Annotated in this window: 18 protein-coding genes; 6 read left to right on the top strand and 12 right to left on the bottom strand. The window is 33.4% G+C overall.

The window, feature by feature from the left end; translation table 11 throughout:
- The 11 genes from BK054_RS17895 to BK054_RS17850 are packed head-to-tail and all read right to left on the bottom strand — an operon-like array spanning position 1 to position 6400.
- Complete coding sequence (locus BK054_RS17895) at positions 1-651, bottom strand: hypothetical protein (RefSeq protein WP_006258543.1); 651 nt, start codon at positions 649-651, stop codon at positions 1-3.
- Between the two features lie 6 nt (positions 652-657).
- Positions 658-1356, bottom strand: a complete 699-nt coding sequence (locus tag BK054_RS17890; RefSeq protein ID WP_058699686.1) for a hypothetical protein — start codon at positions 1354-1356, stop codon at positions 658-660.
- A gap of 2 nt (positions 1357-1358) precedes the next feature.
- On the bottom strand, positions 1359-2006 hold the full coding sequence (locus tag BK054_RS17885; protein ID WP_071307609.1) for a hypothetical protein: 648 nt from the start codon (positions 2004-2006) through the stop codon (positions 1359-1361).
- A gap of 19 nt (positions 2007-2025) precedes the next feature.
- A complete protein-coding gene (locus BK054_RS17880; RefSeq protein ID WP_071307608.1) occupies positions 2026-2655 on the bottom strand; it encodes a hypothetical protein in 630 nt (209 codons plus the stop codon).
- A gap of 6 nt (positions 2656-2661) precedes the next feature.
- Positions 2662-3267 (bottom strand): hypothetical protein, encoded by a 606-nt coding sequence (locus tag BK054_RS17875; protein WP_071307607.1) that lies wholly within the window; start codon positions 3265-3267, stop codon positions 2662-2664.
- Positions 3268-3282: 15 nt separating this feature from the next.
- Positions 3283-4002 carry a hypothetical protein gene (locus tag BK054_RS17870; protein ID WP_071307606.1) on the bottom strand — a complete coding sequence of 240 codons (720 nt, stop codon included), beginning with the start codon at positions 4000-4002 and terminating at the stop codon, positions 3283-3285.
- Between the two features lie 11 nt (positions 4003-4013).
- The gene (locus tag BK054_RS17865; RefSeq protein WP_071307605.1) at positions 4014-4733 is read right to left on the bottom strand and encodes a hypothetical protein; all 720 of its coding nucleotides are present in this window, start codon (positions 4731-4733) and stop codon (positions 4014-4016) included.
- A 13-nt stretch (positions 4734-4746) separates the two neighbouring features.
- The gene (locus tag BK054_RS17860; RefSeq protein ID WP_232234314.1) at positions 4747-5196 is read right to left on the bottom strand and encodes a hypothetical protein; all 450 of its coding nucleotides are present in this window, start codon (positions 5194-5196) and stop codon (positions 4747-4749) included.
- Between the two features lie 6 nt (positions 5197-5202).
- The gene (locus BK054_RS18730; protein WP_232234313.1) at positions 5203-5382 is read right to left on the bottom strand and encodes a hypothetical protein; all 180 of its coding nucleotides are present in this window, start codon (positions 5380-5382) and stop codon (positions 5203-5205) included.
- 14 nt (positions 5383-5396) lie between these two features.
- Positions 5397-6038, bottom strand: a complete 642-nt coding sequence (locus BK054_RS17855) for a hypothetical protein (protein WP_071307604.1) — start codon at positions 6036-6038, stop codon at positions 5397-5399.
- A gap of 26 nt (positions 6039-6064) precedes the next feature.
- Positions 6065-6400 (bottom strand): PadR family transcriptional regulator, encoded by a 336-nt coding sequence (locus BK054_RS17850; protein ID WP_006258534.1) that lies wholly within the window; start codon positions 6398-6400, stop codon positions 6065-6067.
- A 291-nt stretch (positions 6401-6691) separates the two neighbouring features.
- Here BK054_RS17850 and BK054_RS17845 point away from each other — a divergent pair, with 291 nt between their 5' ends.
- The 3 genes from BK054_RS17845 to BK054_RS17835 all read left to right on the top strand — a co-directional run bounded on the left by BK054_RS17845 (position 6692) and on the right by BK054_RS17835 (position 8840).
- On the top strand, positions 6692-7009 hold the full coding sequence (locus BK054_RS17845) for a rhodanese-like domain-containing protein (protein WP_071307603.1): 318 nt from the start codon (positions 6692-6694) through the stop codon (positions 7007-7009).
- A gap of 2 nt (positions 7010-7011) precedes the next feature.
- On the top strand, positions 7012-7626 hold the full coding sequence (locus tag BK054_RS17840) for a class I SAM-dependent methyltransferase (protein ID WP_006264220.1): 615 nt from the start codon (positions 7012-7014) through the stop codon (positions 7624-7626).
- Positions 7627-8255: 629 nt separating this feature from the next.
- Positions 8256-8840: a hypothetical protein gene (locus tag BK054_RS17835; RefSeq protein ID WP_071307602.1), complete on the top strand. Its 585-nt coding sequence runs from the start codon at positions 8256-8258 to the stop codon at positions 8838-8840.
- A 36-nt stretch (positions 8841-8876) separates the two neighbouring features.
- Here the strand turns inward: BK054_RS17835 and BK054_RS17830 are convergent, their stop codons facing one another.
- Positions 8877-9179, bottom strand: a complete 303-nt coding sequence (locus BK054_RS17830) for a DUF6804 family protein (protein ID WP_006258530.1) — start codon at positions 9177-9179, stop codon at positions 8877-8879.
- Positions 9180-9528: 349 nt separating this feature from the next.
- On the opposite strand from BK054_RS17830, the gene BK054_RS17825 reads away from it, so the two are divergent.
- The 3 genes from BK054_RS17825 (at position 9529) to BK054_RS17815 (ending at position 16788) form a co-directional block, all read left to right on the top strand.
- Positions 9529-9966 (top strand): hypothetical protein, encoded by a 438-nt coding sequence (locus BK054_RS17825; RefSeq protein WP_006258529.1) that lies wholly within the window; start codon positions 9529-9531, stop codon positions 9964-9966.
- Positions 9967-9976: 10 nt separating this feature from the next.
- On the top strand, positions 9977-15040 hold the full coding sequence (locus BK054_RS17820) for a DUF4132 domain-containing protein (protein ID WP_071307601.1): 5064 nt from the start codon (positions 9977-9979) through the stop codon (positions 15038-15040).
- 71 nt (positions 15041-15111) lie between these two features.
- On the top strand, positions 15112-16788 hold the full coding sequence (locus tag BK054_RS17815) for a hypothetical protein (RefSeq protein ID WP_071307600.1): 1677 nt from the start codon (positions 15112-15114) through the stop codon (positions 16786-16788).

Raw genomic sequence — 16788 nt, 5'->3', positions numbered from 1 at the left:
TTAATTAAATTGTTGTTTGTAAGATTTATAAGTAAGTAGTGTCCAGGTTAATGAAAAAGGAATAAATAAAGCCCCTCCAATTATAAAACCTTGAGTGAAGCCTAGCAAATCTCCTTTTTTAAGTAAATGTTGAAAGAGTAGGATACTTATGAATAGCACTACTATTAATGCATTATAAGAAGTTATCTTCTTAATTCTCTTCTTTAGATAAACAGCGTGTTCACTTACTATCGTTTTGATATAGTGTCTAAGTATAAATACTATATTCAATGAAACTAGAGCTAATAACATTGAAACTATAAAGTATAAACTATCTGAAAACACTAGAACTGTCATTTGACAAACAGCAATAATTATCCCCAATAAGATAGAGTTGTTCTTTATTCTACTATCTTTTTCAATCCAGTTTTTAGAGATAAAGTAGGGTGTGTTTTTATAGAAATGATAAGGATCTGTTTTTAATAAATCCTTCCAGTTTATAAAAGTCTGTCTAAAAGCATCTTCATATTCATACCCTTCATTCATCAATTCTTCTATTTCACAGGCAATATGATCCAATACTTCATCACGAGTATCTTGATACTTGATATTGTATTGAGTGATTAAGGTCTCTTCTATATGTTTTATTTGGCCAGTAGATAGTGTTTTCATAAGTGCCTAGTTAATAGTTTTTAATATTCTATCTCTTTCATTTTGGTAGGTTGGTTTGATGATATTAAGACCTACATAGATACTAAGTATAGTTAAGGTAATACCCGAAGCCATTAATAAACAATCCCCTATAGAGTCATAAGTAGTAGGTAGGTTAAAGAGCCTTTTACCCTGCATAATGATATTAAAGAAGATTGTATTCGAGAGTAACGAAAAACTCATAACAGATGAATAAGTTCTGTCTAATAGTAGTTTTGTCTTCACTTTTTTGCGTAACACTAAATCTTTTGCATAGCTATAAAAGAATACAATAACTGGGCTCATTATAAATATCATTGTTAAGAATTTAAATTCTTGACCTATCCAATGAAGTAATGCGGCAATTAGTAATATTATAGCTATAACTGTAACTATTAAAGGAAATGTGAAAAACTCTTTTAAAGATTTAAAAAACATATGTTTATATTCTCTGAACTTTTGTTTCTCTCTACTTTCTTGAATAGATAAGAATTTATAAGAACCAAAGTTTTCATATTCTTTAGCTAAAAGATATTCTAAGTTATTATTGTCACCTTCAGACCATTTCTCTTCTATAGAAGAAGCTAGATGATCAGTAAGTTCTTCTATTATTTCGTAATACTTCACATCTTTACTGATGATAAAATCTTTTATCTCTTTTATTTGATCAATAGTAAGTGTTTTCATAATTACAATATTTTAGATGAAACACTGTTGTATTCTTGGTTGTGTTTTAAGGTCAAATACATGGCTATACTCGATAAGAATATAGCTAGTAGTAAGAATATTAGGTTTAAGTAAACTATCGAAAAAGTACTCGTGAAACTGTAATATAAAGCTACCATGCCATCTAAAACAAATAAACTAAACCAAGCAACACCTTTGATATGTTCGGTGTAGTAATCCAGTTTAAAGTTCGCGTAACGATTCTTTTTATACTTGAGGTACCCCATTATTAACATAGGAAAAGCTGTGATAGCTAAAGCTAGGCCTAAGATGAATAATTGATCTTTGATAAAGACATGGATTATAGAAGTAGTGAATACAGCCAAAACAAATAGTAGCCCAATACTCTGCATATCTTTTACAATTAATGGACTGACTATAAATCTAGGCGTTTTGTTGATCACCCAATTAGAAGGCTTTAGTTGACTATTCCATTTAGCTATTGTTATTTTACTAGCTTCGTGAAAATAAGCACCTTCATTCATCAGCTCTTCTATCTCACAGGCAATATGATCCAATACTTCATCACGAGTATCTTGATACTTGATATTGTATTGCGTGCTTAAGGTCTCTTCTATATGTTTTATTTGGTCAGTAGTAAGTGTTGTCATAATAGTGTTGAGTTAATAGTTAAGAGGTGCTTACTTGACCTTTTTTTATCAAGTTTCTGAATAAATAGATATGATACCAAGTAATTGTAAAGTGATACATAACAACAGAATCTATACTACTATAATTTAATTGTAGTAAGTTATCTAAAAAGGTCATTAGAACAAATAATAGAACACTTACACTGATCTCCATAACCAATAATCGTTTGTATATATCTAAGTAGTACCCCTTTAGTCTTTTAGTGTTGTATAGAGAGATTGTAGCTACTGTTATTGTAAGTATTGACACAAAAGCTGTAACAGCACTTATTTTCTGTATGCTAAAAAAAACAGTAAGTCCAATTGATACAAAGAAAGTTAAGAGATATACAGTCCAATTAGGCTGTGTTACAAGCTTAACTATTGGACGAGATATAAACTTTGGGATACCTTTATAGACTCCAAAATGCTCTAGTAGTAGTTTTGAATGCCATTTATTAAATACAATATTGTATGCCTCTCTATGTTCATATCCTTCATTCATCAGTTCTTCTATCTCACAGGCAATATGATCTAGTACCTCATAACGAGTATCTTGATACTTGATATTGTATTTAGAGATTAGAGTATCTTCTATCTGTGTTATTTGGTTAGTAGATAGTGTTGTCATAAGTACCTAGTTAATAGTTCGAATGTTTAACTTGCTTATTTCTAATATGTAATATAGTTGATATAAGGATATAATGAATAGTAGAGGAATCAATTTATACGTAAAACCTCCCCAAAAAAACACAAGATAGAATAAAGAAATACCACTATAACCCAATATATCTTTTTTTAGTTGACTTATTCTGTACCCTTTGACTCCATAGTACTTAATAGTTATAAATAATGTTGTCATTATACTAGTCAAGGATATAAATATTCCTATTGTATTCGCTAAATGATAATCTTCTATTATATTTTTAAAGATATAGGGTACTCCTATACCTATTAGCATGGCTAGGATGATATTGAATACATCTCTTTTTACCCATTGACGACCTAAATAATAAGGTACATTATTGTATCTTATAAACGGGTGTGGTTTTAAGTCATTATGCCATTTATTAAATGTCTTTTTAAAAGCAATCTCATAGCCAAAACCCTCACTCATCAGTTCTTCTATCTCACAAGCAATATGATCTAGTACCTCCTCACGAGTATCTTGATACTTGATATTGTATTGAGTGATTAAGAACTCTTCTATTTCTTCTATTTGGTTAGTAGATAGTGTTGTCATAGCGATTTTTGGTTACTAGTTAGTTTTTAGTAAGTTATTTTTATCTCTAATATATTTTGGTTTTAGATAGAAGTATGCACTGTACTGTGTAAGTAGTAATAGTGTAAATAGTATACTCTTAGTTGTATATATAAAGCTTAGTGATAGTATTCCGTTGTCAGTTACAGACATATAATTCTTTATAGAATGAGTACTTCCAAATACTATTATACATATAACACTAGCTATGATACTATAACTTTTATCATTAAGAGTTTTTTTATAACCATTCATATATCTATACTTTTGCAAAGCTTTAAGTGTTTCGCTAAAAATAATTACCTGTCCTATACCAAAAATTATAAGTATTATTAAGTTAGATAGCGATGCTAACAATAGTGAATGCTGTGTTAGTGTCATTAATGAATATAAAGAAAGAACAACAGCTATTACAGCTAATAGTTTAAAAGAGGTTAAACAATCTTTTACTCCTTTTAAGACAACTAGACCAAACTCTTGTGTTTTTATGTTCAGGATGGTAGACTGTACTTTGCTTAAACCTTTAACCCCGAATTTATTAATCTCTATAGTCAAGGCCTCTTCAAAAGATATGTGAGTATTAGACTCTCTCCATTGTTGCTCAATACCATTAGCGATATGGTCTGTCAGTTCTTCTATTACCTCTATGTATTCAACCTTGTGGTTGATTAGTTCTTGTCTGATTTTATCTAGTTCTAGTGGTTGTAGTGTTTTCATAGTGTAATTAATTAGATTACTTTAGATTGTGATAGTTCATTCTTTTTTTTAAGTACCATAGGTCTCAGTTTATTGAGAATGATGAAAGGGATAATCAGCAAGAGTGTAAATAGAATACTTTTAGGTACCCAGATAAAAGCGCTGTTTGAATAGATAAACTGTTGAGAAATTTTACTAAAACAAAGAATTATCATAGGTATTAAAGAGAAATAGGTTAACTGCTTTACTAGTAAATAGTACGCATTAGAAATATATCTTTTTGTATTTCCCAGATAAGGTAATTTACAACTACTATCACTTTCTATCATGATAACTAGATTAAAAGTTACAATCGTAGCTAAATAACCAACATTAAATATTCTGTCTATAAAATACCATGTACTTGAAATATTAAATAGTAGAAGTGTACCAATAAAAATAGCTAGTAGATAGAACACTTTAGAAGTTACAAAGTACTCTTTTATACCTAAACCGATGATACACAAGTACTCATATATTTGGGCTTTATTCATCTGAGTTTGCACTTTGCTTAATCCTTTAACCCCGAATTTATTAATCTCTATAGCTAACGCCTCTTCAAAAGATATTTGAGTATTAGATTCACTCCATTGTTGCTCAATACCATTAGCGATATGGTCTGTCAGTTCTTCTATTACCTCTATGTATTCAACCTTGTGGTTGATTAGTTCTTGTCTAATTTTATCTAGTTCTAGTGGTTGTAGTGTTTTCATAGCATTTTCTTTTTTAGTTTTTTATCAACTTCAAGCTTTCTCTATAGATCAATACAGTATTTATGAACGTATAGATCGCTATTAATCCTATTATCAGAGTAGCAAAGTCGGTGTTAGGTTTACTAATATATCTAGATAGCTCATATATAGTTAGCCCCATAAATACTAAGACATTTATAATCTGTTTTTTAGATAAGGTCTTTAAATAAAAGCTTCTATAACTCTGTGTCTTTTTTAAGAATCTAAACATATTAAAAGATAACAAGACAGTAATCCCTAATAGCACCACAGCCAATAGAAGTAAATCATACCTAGTCCAATATGAGATACCGAAGTAGAATACACCAAATAACGCAGTCAAGGCTCCAGCTATTTTCCATCTAGCACTCTCTTTTTCTGTCCACGAATTAGAGATAAAAGAAGGAATGTCATTGTATTTAGAACTTAGATTAGGCCTTAGCATAGGTCGTCATTTATTAAATACTAATATGAATGCACTATCAAAGTCAAGGTTATGTTGATTTATTTCATATTCTATTTCACATATAACATGATCTGTTACTTCTGCTATAATATCTTCATATTGAATATTATATTCATTTATCTCACATTCTATTTGTTTTATTTCTAGGTTACTTAATGTTTTCATAGCATTTTCTTTTTTTAAGCAATCTGTGTACGACGTTGTCTACTATTTTCTCTAGATAACACTATAATATTGATACAGTGATATAGTGCAACTAATGATAGTAGGTCAAGGTCTCCCATAGTAAAGCCGTTAATCATATATCTGTAAACTTTTATACCAAGTATAAGAGTGAATACAAGTAGTATACTACCAGATACCATAGATTTTAGAATCAAATAAGAAGCTCTATAGTTCTGTCTCTTGCGGTTCTTCATGAATAGTAGAATAGATAATACAAGACCTATCAAACTGATCGCAAAAAAGCTAATATTATGAGTGGTATGATCTAATTTTAAAAAGAGTGAGTTGGTTAAGGCAAATAAGAAAGTGATAACACCTGCTATTCTCCATCTGTTATCATCTCTGCGATACCACGTATTAGAGATAAAAGAAGGGACGTGTCTATACTTAAAGTCTTTTCTAGGAGTCAACATAGGATGCCATTTATCAAATACTTGTATAAAAGCTTGTTCAAACTCGTATCCTGTATGATATAGCTCTTCTATTTCACAGAAGATATGGTCTGTCAATTCTTCTTTAAGATTGGCATAACGCACATTATATCTTGCTATCTCAGCGATAATTAGTTGTTGTTGGTTTATAGTAAGTTTTTTCATTGTGTTTTGTCTTTGGTGGTTGCCAATTATGTCAATTTTAGGTTGACAATGTTCTGCATATTGCGGATAAAGCTTTCTAGCTCTTCCATTTTAGAAGTAGTTTCTTTTACTCCAGATTCTGTGAGCTTATAGTACTTACGTACTCGTCCATCTACACGCTCTAGTTCTACATCTAAGTATCCATCAGCTTCTAGCTTGTGAAGGGCAGGATAGAGAGCACCTTCTGTCAAGCTCATTTCTCCTTCGGTTACTTCCTTTACCTTTTGCGTGATTTCATACCCATACATTCTCCCATTCTGATCGAGTAGTTTCATGATGATGGCATTGAGACTTCCTTTATAAAGTTGTTGTTGCTTTTTCATACTTAAGATTCTTATGTATAGCAAAAGTATAAAAATATCTGATACCTCCAAATCTTAGGTATATACTTTTTAGATACTTTTCATGTTTTGATGTATAAATGTTTGTTTAGTGTAAGTAATTAGCGTAAAATAGGTGTAAAGTGTTAATGGTTGAGACTGTCAGAGAATTGCCTTTTTGAGGTGGAAGGCTGCAGGAATGTTAAATAAAAGGCTTCTTTGAGTACAGTAACCTAAGTTACAGTTAACCTACAAGGGAAGTCATACCTTTACTCTTTTAAACAACAATGGACTATGTTTGGTTTTATAAATAAGTTATTAGGATTAGATAAGGCAGAGTTACTATTCGCTTATGTTCAGGAAGGAGCTATGCTGGTAGATGTATGTACAGTGGGAGAGTTTAAAAGTGGTTCTGTGCCAGGCGCTCTGAATATCCCATTAGATACATTAGAATCACAGTTGCATAAATTACCTAAAGAAAATAAGATTGTCGTATTCTGTAGAAGTGGAATGCGCAGTGGTCAGGCGAAGCGTATGTTAGAGCAGAAAGGATATACACAAGTGATAAATGGTGGAACGTGGACTAAAGTCGCTAATGTAAAAGGAAGATAAGCATGAAAGAGTTTTGGAATGAGCGATATAAAGAACAAGAATATGCTTATGGGATAGCGCCTAATGCCTATCTAGAAGAAGTACTCAAGTCTAGTCGTGACAAGGAGGTTATATTAATGGCAGCTGAGGGAGAGGGGAGAAATGCGGTATATGCAGCGCAAAAAGGCTGGAGTGTAAAAGCCTTTGATCAAAGTATAGAAGCTAGGAATAAAGCACTTCAATTAGCTAAACAACACCATGTAGAGATTGACTATCTTGTCAGTGATGTTGAATCGCTATCTTACGAATTAGCATCAGTGGATGCAGTAGCGTTGATTTATGCTCATTTTCCAGAGAGTGTAAGGAGGGTCTATCACAGACAGTTAGGAAGTTATGTCAAAGCAGGTGGAACATTGATACTAGAAGCTTTTGCTAAAGAGCATATCTATAAACAAAAAGAGAATCCCGATGTAGGAGGACCTAGTAACCCTACGATGCTGTATAGCGTAGAAGAATTAAAAGAGGATTTCTGCGATTTCGAATTTATCAATCTAGAAGAGGTAGATATAGAGCTGTCAGAAGGTCTATATCACAGAGGAATAGCAAAAGTAATCAGAGGGATAGCGAAGAAGAAATAAGACATAAAAGAATATATATAAGCCTTGAAGCACTAGCTTCAAGGCTTTTTTTGTTGCAACAGGATAGTGAATATAGATAGGGTGATGCAGAGGTAAACGAAAAATGAAAAGTGTTTTTTCAATCTCTAATCAGCAAAATAGCAATAGTATGATGATCTAATGATTATGAAGTATGAGTCTTTCATCAAAGGAGAATACATGGAGTATAAAAGGAGCATTGTTGGACAAAGCTTGCCTTAGCTCCACCATTCTTGGGTTATTGTCCATGTATTGTCGAAGGATTTGCATTGAAGCCCCTATTTTACTAAGGTTATAGCATGATTGTATTTTAATGTATAGACTATTTTTTTTAGTAACACGCTGTTATTAAGTGTATTGTTGTTTTTTAGAAATAAAAAAAAGAGGTTGTTTTTTTTATTTTTGTGCTCAAAAAACGGATAATTACTGTTTTTAGAGAAAAAAAGTTGAGTAGAAGTTTAAAATAATAACTTTATCAATTGAATAATTATTGAAATAGTAAAAAAGTAACACTGTTTTTTTGTAGAAAAGAACATCAAATTGTTGTTAAAAAGACTTTATAATTGAATTAATTAGCCACCTTTGTATACTATTAAAAAGAATAAAATAAGATGAGAAGAATAAGTATTGTTGCAGTATTATTAGTTGGAATAGCATTTGTCTCTTGTAAGAAAGAGAAGAAAGTAGAGGCTATAGAACCTTTAGAAGAGGTAATAGAATTTCAGGAGCCTAAAGCTGATGCTGTAGGATCAGATATTGTATTAGGAGTAAGTAACTTTTTAAAGAATGAGTTTCTGACAGAAGCAGACTTGAAGGTGATGACAGATACAGACCGTCAGTTTAAGCTGTATGCTATTGATCTAAATGGAGATGGGAAGAAAGAAATCTTTGTAAGTCTTACAGGTACTTATTTCTGTGGATCAGGTGGGTGTACTACTTTGTTGCTTGGGTCTGATTATAAGTTAATCACGAAGTTTACAGTGATGCAAGGAGCTATTTTTGTAGAACCTACTGTAGAGAATGATTGGAAAGTCTTAACTGTAAAATCAGATGGAGAATTGAAATCACTAGTATATGCTAATGGTACATATCCTTCTAATCCTTCTGTAGTAGAGAAAGCGAAGTATGATGCACCGAGTGGGCACGCTGAGGTAGTCTTCGATCAAGAGCAGAAGTTAGATGTATATGAGTTTTAGTCATTAAAATAATTTATAACCGCGGATGGATTAATTCTATTCGCGGTTTATTTTTTTATTGCTGTTAGGGATATTGATAAATAGACCAATAGCAACTATGACATCCACTATATTCCAAATACTACGACCAAGAGCGACTTTTAAAAAAGGCTGAAACAGTAGCACTAGTACGATATAGATAAACATCTCCGTTTTTTCTTCTCTATAATAAGATTTGTACGCAAAGTAACTAAATCCTATACAGGCCACAAAGCGAACGAATTGATAGAACCCATAAGGCAACTTTAAAAGACACATTAAGAGTAAAACTGCAATAGTGATTTTGATAGCTTTTTCCATGAGTATGACAGGTGTGAAATAGAGTATTAAGATACGAAATAACTAGATTAAATGCGATGTCGCTAATTACTATTTCTAGAGAATAGGTTATTCGTATTTATCTTTTATAACTATCGGCAAGTTTTGAAATAAATTATCTGCTTATATGAGTTTTTTGCCGATATCGGCAAGTTTTTAAAATAATTTATCTGTTTAGATGGTTTTTTTGCCGATAACGGCAAGTTGAAGAACGCTGTGTAAGTATTATTGAGGTGTTAAGATGTATGATTTGCTATAGAATATAGCCAGTTATAGCTACTTACCTTTTTGTTAAAAGTCTTATCTTTCCTCTTTGAAAAAGAAAGAGATTATGACTGTAAAGCAAGTGAATATACAGATCAAACAATTGAATAGATTAAGTGCTGAGGTAGAGGGACTGACGATAGCGATAGTAGTATCCACAGCTGAAGTCACGGTAAGAGAGTTCCTTGGAGCTGTAGTGACACAGCAGGTAGAACAACATATACAGAAGTTCAAACAGCGCAATACCATAGAGCAGTTAACCATTACACAAGAAGCTTTAGATCATATTCTATTCACTAGTAAACTCCGTTTTACTTCTCCTGAGAAGTATAGAGATATCAATATAGCAGAAGAGGTACAGCGTGTGATACAGGCGTATGAAGATCAGTTGTTCTTATTGTTTTATGGAGAGCGAGAGTTGCTGTCATTAGAAGAGGCCATTGTGTTGAATGATGCAGATGCCTTTGTATTTATTCCCCTTAATTTTTTAAAAGCTAGTTTTTAAACAGATCCCAATGAATAATAATATTGTAACTATACTAAGAGATTATCAAGTAGAGAACCGTACTTACGCAGAGATGCATGAGGAGCTTTATGCGATGGTGTATAACGAAGAGTACGTAGGTGTGAAATTAGAGCCACATATCGCTATGTTAGGACTACACTTTACAGGCAATAGCAATGATCCAGAAGATTCTATTTATAGCCCTAAGGTATTTACGCGTTATGATGAGACTTTTGTAGAGATGTTAGCAAGTAATTCTGTTGGGATGTGGAGAGAAGCAGAGTATTACGCTTTATTGGTGTGTTTTTTTGGAGAGAAGCTAGCGCCTTGGGTACAGAAATTATTAGATCGAGTGGATGAATATATCTTAGGAGGACAATATGATATAAAAGAAGCGACGTGGCACAATGCAGAACATACATTCTTAAAACAGTGTAATGTTATTTCAGGACTGTTATATGGTATATCGTTCTATGATAATCATAACTATGATTCCTATAGCATAGAGTTGCCACTTCATAAGCAGGTGGAGTATAGTATGCACCTCTCGCTACCTAACTATCTTCCTTATGTATGGGCAGTAGCTTTAGATAGTGGAGAAGGGCAGTTAATCGAGGTAGTCGATACTATCTGTGATGGGGATAATGAGCATGGACGATGGACACCTTCTTTTTTATTGATGCTAATGGCTTCAAAGCAATCAAAGTATTGGGAGAAAGTAAAAGATATATTGGTAAACGCTGGTCGTGAAGAGGGAATTAGACAAGATATTACGAGGTTATTATCACATGTACAGGTAGCTAACTTAAAGTATTTTTTAGAAGTTATTCTCTCTCATAATTTAGTGCGTTATGAAGCAGTGCGTACAGAGTTAGCATACCACTTTAGAAGTCATGTAGAAGATGACAAACAAGATAATGTAAAGCGACTATGTGAGTTGATGCTCTATGCTATAAATCACTATGAGTATTTTGACGAGAAAGAATTATCTGCATTTAATGAAAAAGAGTTTTATGCACTGATGCACTGTTATCTATGGATACACAGAGAGATGGCGTTTGGCTTTGTTGAGAGTGCTTTTGAGGAAGTAGAGCGCAAGTATCAGCTTGTAATACTAGAGTTCTTACCAAACTTTAATGAATATACGGTAGAGTCTGTACTATTTAATAAAATATTAGAAAGTAGAGATCAAGAGTTTATCGCTATGCTGCTAAATCGAATAAACCAATATTTGGAAGGGAGTAGAGCTTCAAGGTATTTTATCCAACAAGAAAACTATGAAGAGGTATATCAAGTGTTTTATGACTTATACGAACAGTATAAAAGTGGAAAGACACTTATCTTGAAGAGTAGTGTAATACCAGATTATTACAGAAGCTTTGAGTTAAATAAAGAAGAGTTATTGACTTCACTGTTGTATTTGACAGAGGAGTCATCAGAGAAGGCGAGGCTGTTTATAGACAAGCGAAATACCTTTACTGTTGATTTTAAAGAAGAGTTATTAAACTTATTGTTGTTTGGAGGTAAAGAATATGGACTTCAGGGGTATGGATATAGTTTTACAGGAGAGGTACAACCTACCTATGAGGTGCAAAATGAGTTAGCTTTCGCTTATCTGAAAGAGCGCAAAGAAACAATAGCCTTTGGCTGTATGCGCTTCTTAGCAATCGCTACCTTATCAAGTAAAGACGAAGAAGAAATAGTAGCATACTTTAAAGGGAAGTTTAAAAAGACACAACAGCACTTTATCCGTCTATTGATCTCTAGACAAGATGATTTTAAGGATAGACTATTAGAACAGTTAATACGAAGCGAGAATGTGAATCAACGCTTAGCAGCAATGGAAGGGTTAGTAGTACTAGCTCAGAGAGGTGACATACACCATCAACTAGGTACTTGGTTAACACAGTTAGATGATCTAGGTATTCAGTATGCGAAAGAGGAAGAAGAATACTTAGTACTCTTGCGTGACTTTGGGCGTCAAGGAAAAGAAGGACAAGACACAGATATGGCATTATACGATGCTACTGTGGTGAGTGCTGTTGTATTGCCTTCAGTGGAAGAGAATACTTTATTTAGCCAGCGCATTGCACATAATTGGGGACTTTCTAAGAAATGGGAAGAGGTAGTACGAGAGTTAGATAGCCTAGAGTATCTGATGAAACAATATGCTACGTATGAATATGAACATTTTAATTATGGAAAAGCAGAGAAGGTACTCTTAGGAACACATTTCACGAAGATGCATAGTTATTCAGGTGATGATGAATGGACAGCAGAACAACACTTCCAAGATTACCCACTGTATGAAGTATGGAATCAGTGGTTTATGGATAGTAAGTTGGATGCATTAGACTTATTCCTATTGCATTGTGCTACTTCAGAAACAGACGTTCCTGAATTGATAAAACCATTATTAGATGGGAAGTTGCCTTATTTTTATAATAAACTCTCAGCTAAATATGATAACTATTGGTATGCGATGGGAACAGTCTTTTCTTGTTTAACCTATCAATATCCATTTAAAGAAAAAACGACCTATTGCTTAGATGGTCTAAAAGCAATATACAACAGTATTACTCAAGAAGTATTAGATTTAGAGATACGCACTTCTGTTTATGGAGAGGAGTATAGCTATACATGGGTAGATTATACAGATTTATCTTGGTATGCTGAGTTTATACCTATAGAGGACTTAACAGAAGAACAGTGTTTAGCATATTTCAGACTATTGCGTTGGCGTCAAGTGAATTGTAATAAAGTAGATGATAGTTATTATCTGTTACCTTTTGAATTGATGGCTTTTGCCTATGAAAAGAGTGAAATTACGCGAGACGAGTTTATACAGTATCTAGTTACCATAGATAATAGAAAGTCTTATTTCAGTTCAGTGTTATCTCCTTTTACAAAGCGATTTATAAACGATAAAGTACAGCAAGTCTTGGTTGAGTTTAAAGCGTATTATTTACAACAGGTTATGGATAGGGATAACCCTACGACTAAGGTATTTGATATTGTCTTTGACTTTCAGGAGATAGAAGGAATGCAGTATTTCTTTGGATTATTGCATAAGATCAAGCACACAGGGATATCTAAAGAAAGTATTTACTATTATGCAGAGATGCAAATTACGATTAAGGAATTAGGACAAATCTATAGTAAACTTATTCGTAGAACAACACCTCTAAGTGCTGATACTCAAGAGATGTTTAATGCTCAAGTAGCAGAGATAAACTTCAGTGCAGCACAATGGATCGAAGTGGCTGTAGCATGTCCGCAGTGGATAAAGTACATCACGACTTACTTAGACTGGCAAGGATTAGAGTCAGCGATATGGTGGCTGTTCGCTCGTCTGCTGGATAACGAACAAGAAGAGGAGAGAAACAAGATACAAAAACAGATACAACGCTACTCTGCTATAGCGTTAGAGGAGTTTGAAGGAGGTGTAGTAGATATAGATTGGTTCTTTAGTTTTTATCACGTACTAGGAGAAGAGCGTTGGCAGATGCTTTATGATTCAACTAAGTTTATGGCAGTAGAGGGGCATACTCGTGTGAAGCTATATGCAGATGTGCTGTTAGGTAAAGTCTCTATGAAAGACTTGAAAACGAGGGTTATCTCTAAACGCGATAGAAACTATGTACGTGCATGTGGGTTATTCCCCTTATCTGAGACAGATAGAGAAGGAGATTTGATGGATCGATATGAGTTATTAGAACAGTTTAAGAAAGGTTCTAAGAAGTATGGAGCTATGCGCCAAGAGAATGACTTAAAGATATATAATGTAGCGATGCAGAACATCGCTAGAGCGGCAGGGTATACTGATGCAGTGCGTTTTCAATGGTCTATGGAGAGTGTACAAGTGCAGTCTATTCTAGAGAACTATAAGGAATTGGTATTGGATGAGTATACATTCTCTTTGACTGTATCTGATGAGGGAAAAGTAGAGTTGACAGTGAAGAGTAAAGGGGATAAGCCCTTAAAAGCGATACCTGCTAAACTAAAGAAAAATGAGCAAATCATTGATATAGTAGAACGTCAGAAGGCACTGAAAGAACAGTATAGTCGCTCTCGTCTGAACTTAGAGCAGGCAATGCTTAGACAAGATGTATTCTCTTATGCAGAGATGCAAAATTTGTTACTGCATCCGATTATCAAGCACCACTTGGCTAAGTTAGTCTTTAAGTGTGGTGAGGTTTACGGTTTATTTGTAGAGGGAGTATTTACCACTATAGATGGGGTGGTAATGAATGTACAAGGAGAGGAAGAGTTCGTGATAGCGCACTGTTATGATTTATATCAAAGTGGACAGTGGGTAAATATACAAGCTTATTTGTTTGACAAACAGGTAGAACAACCCTTTAAGCAAGTGTTTAGAGAGTTGTATTTACACAACGAAGCAGAGGAAATAAATATCGGTAGCTCTAATCGCTATACGGGATATCAGGTTAAAGACAAACAGACTTTAGGACTGTTTAAGACAAGAAACTGGCAGTATGAATACTATGCGAATTACAGCAAATTGTATTTTGAGGAGGATATTCGAGTTGAGGTTTATATTGACTATTTAGGAGGTAGCAATGCAGAGTACGGAGACTATGTGAGTTTAGAGCATATCTTATTCACTAAAGCTTCTACGGATGACGTGATTGCCCTAACAGAGGTTAATCCTATTGTCTTCAGTGAGGTGATGAGAGACCTTGACTTGGTGGTAAGTGTCGCTTATGTAGGAGGAGTAGATCCAGAGACAAGTCTGTCTACGGTACAGATGCGTATGGCTGTTGTGAGAGAAACAGCACGATTATTGAAGTTAACAAATATCGAGTACAAAGAACGCCACCTTGTGATCACAGGGACTAAGGGAATCTATAGCTTACATGTCGGTAGTGGTGTGATTCACTTGATATCTGGTACGCATCTCTATATCGAGCCTGTACATACACAGGATAGAGGGAAGTTGTTCCTACCCTTTGTAGATGATGACCCTAAGACCACAGAGATTGTGTCTAAGGCTTTAATTTTAGCTAGGGATGGGAGTATTAGAGATACGGGTATCTTAAGGCAGATAGAGTAGAAAATCTTTATATATATGATATAGTTCTTTAGTGGAGAGTAAGTATATTTGACAATAGAAAAAAGAAGGTAATGACAATAGGACAGATATTAAAATTAGTAGAAAAATCGACATTAAGGAAAACAGAAAGGCTATCTCTAAGAGAAGTAGAGGAAGAGAGTAAAGGACATTGGGTAGCTTATGTAGATGACGAAGAAAGTAGCTATGATGTACAAATCGTAATAGATGGCCGTACTGTAGTCAGTAGAAGTTGTGAATGTGAGATTGACAATATAGTCATGTGTTCACACCAGACTAAGCTACTGATGGCAATAAATGATGCCTTAAAAGGGAAGAAAATTGCTACGAAACCCGTTGTGAAAAAAGCTTTGAGTAAAAAGAAAATAAGCGAAAGTGTAGCATTACTTCAAGATGTTAATCAAGAGGAGGTGTATACATGGCTGACTGAATTGTTTAAGAAAAATAAGGAGGTAGAGCAGGAGTTTATATTAACTTTTAAAAAACAAGATAGTGCCGAATATAGTGTTGATATCGTTGATAAAATATTGAAAGATATTTATACTTCTGTTTTTGGAAAAAGAAAGAATGCAGATGCTAAAGATATTAAGAGGCTGGTAGATTTGGTTTCACTTGCATTAGAGCCAGTGGATAAATATATCGTTGTTAATATTACAAAACCTATTGCTTTAGAACTTTATTTAAAGATAATGTCTTCTCTATTTACGTTAAAGTATAGTGTGAATTATACTAGCAAACGAGTTGATACCTATATGAATAAGTTTGTTGAAAGATACGTATTAGCATTATTAAATGTCAAAGATCAAGATGTTGTCAAGAATACGATAGTAAACTTATTGAAACAACTGTATGAGCCTAAGAATAGTTTACACTACAGTCTAGTTTCAGCTTTAGTTATAGAACTATACGAAAGTAAAGATGAGAGATATACTTCTCTTTTTGGGGATGAGGTAGTGAAAATAATGAAGCATTATCAAGATAATAATTATGTTGTTGAGATAGAGATGTATTTGTTCTTTTTGATAATAGCTGTTGAACAACAAGTTTTAAAAGATTGTTATAAATTGTTTAAACCAGTTAGGTTTCAGAATGAATACAATTTGCTATTATTAAAAGGGTTAATGGATATAGATCTTAAACTAGTAGAGGAGTATTGTTTAAAAATAATAGAGAGTAATATTCAGACAGAGTATAACGAACCTTATCTAGAGATACTAGAAGAAATTTATGAGAATAATGGGGATAAAAGAGGTTTAGCAAATATAAAGAAGCAACTTTTCTTTGAGACCTATGACCTTGAAGATTATAGTTATGTAATTAAGTATTTAGAGGATACTGAAGAGGTTAAGAGATTTAGAGCTAAGGTTTTAAGTAGTTTAATAAATAACTTTCATCATGCAAAATCAGCCTCTATGTTGTATTTTGCTATTCTGGAAACAGAGCATAATTATAAGAAAATGCTAGAAGTACTAAGTAGAGATGTTCCTCAAGATGTAATGTGGGCTTATGGCGAACAGATGTGTAAGTTTAATGCTGCATCGTACTTAGACAAGGTTATGAGTATTGGACAAACTCCTGTTTATCCTAGATATACTGATGAAAGATTGGCTAAGTTTATTGTAGAGAAATTCTCAGCGAAAGATATCGTACAGAAATTGATGAAGTATAGGTATACAGATGGAAGTTTGAATAAAAAAATCAAGACACTTGTCGAGAAAAAACAAAAGTAG

It is taken from the genome of Myroides sp. ZB35 (assembly GCF_001865835.1).
GTDB classification, from domain to species: Bacteria; Bacteroidota; Bacteroidia; order Flavobacteriales; family Flavobacteriaceae; genus Flavobacterium; species Flavobacterium odoratimimum.
The sequence above is the reverse complement of the archived record's forward strand: the minus strand, read 5'-3'. Positions and strand labels throughout refer to the sequence as shown.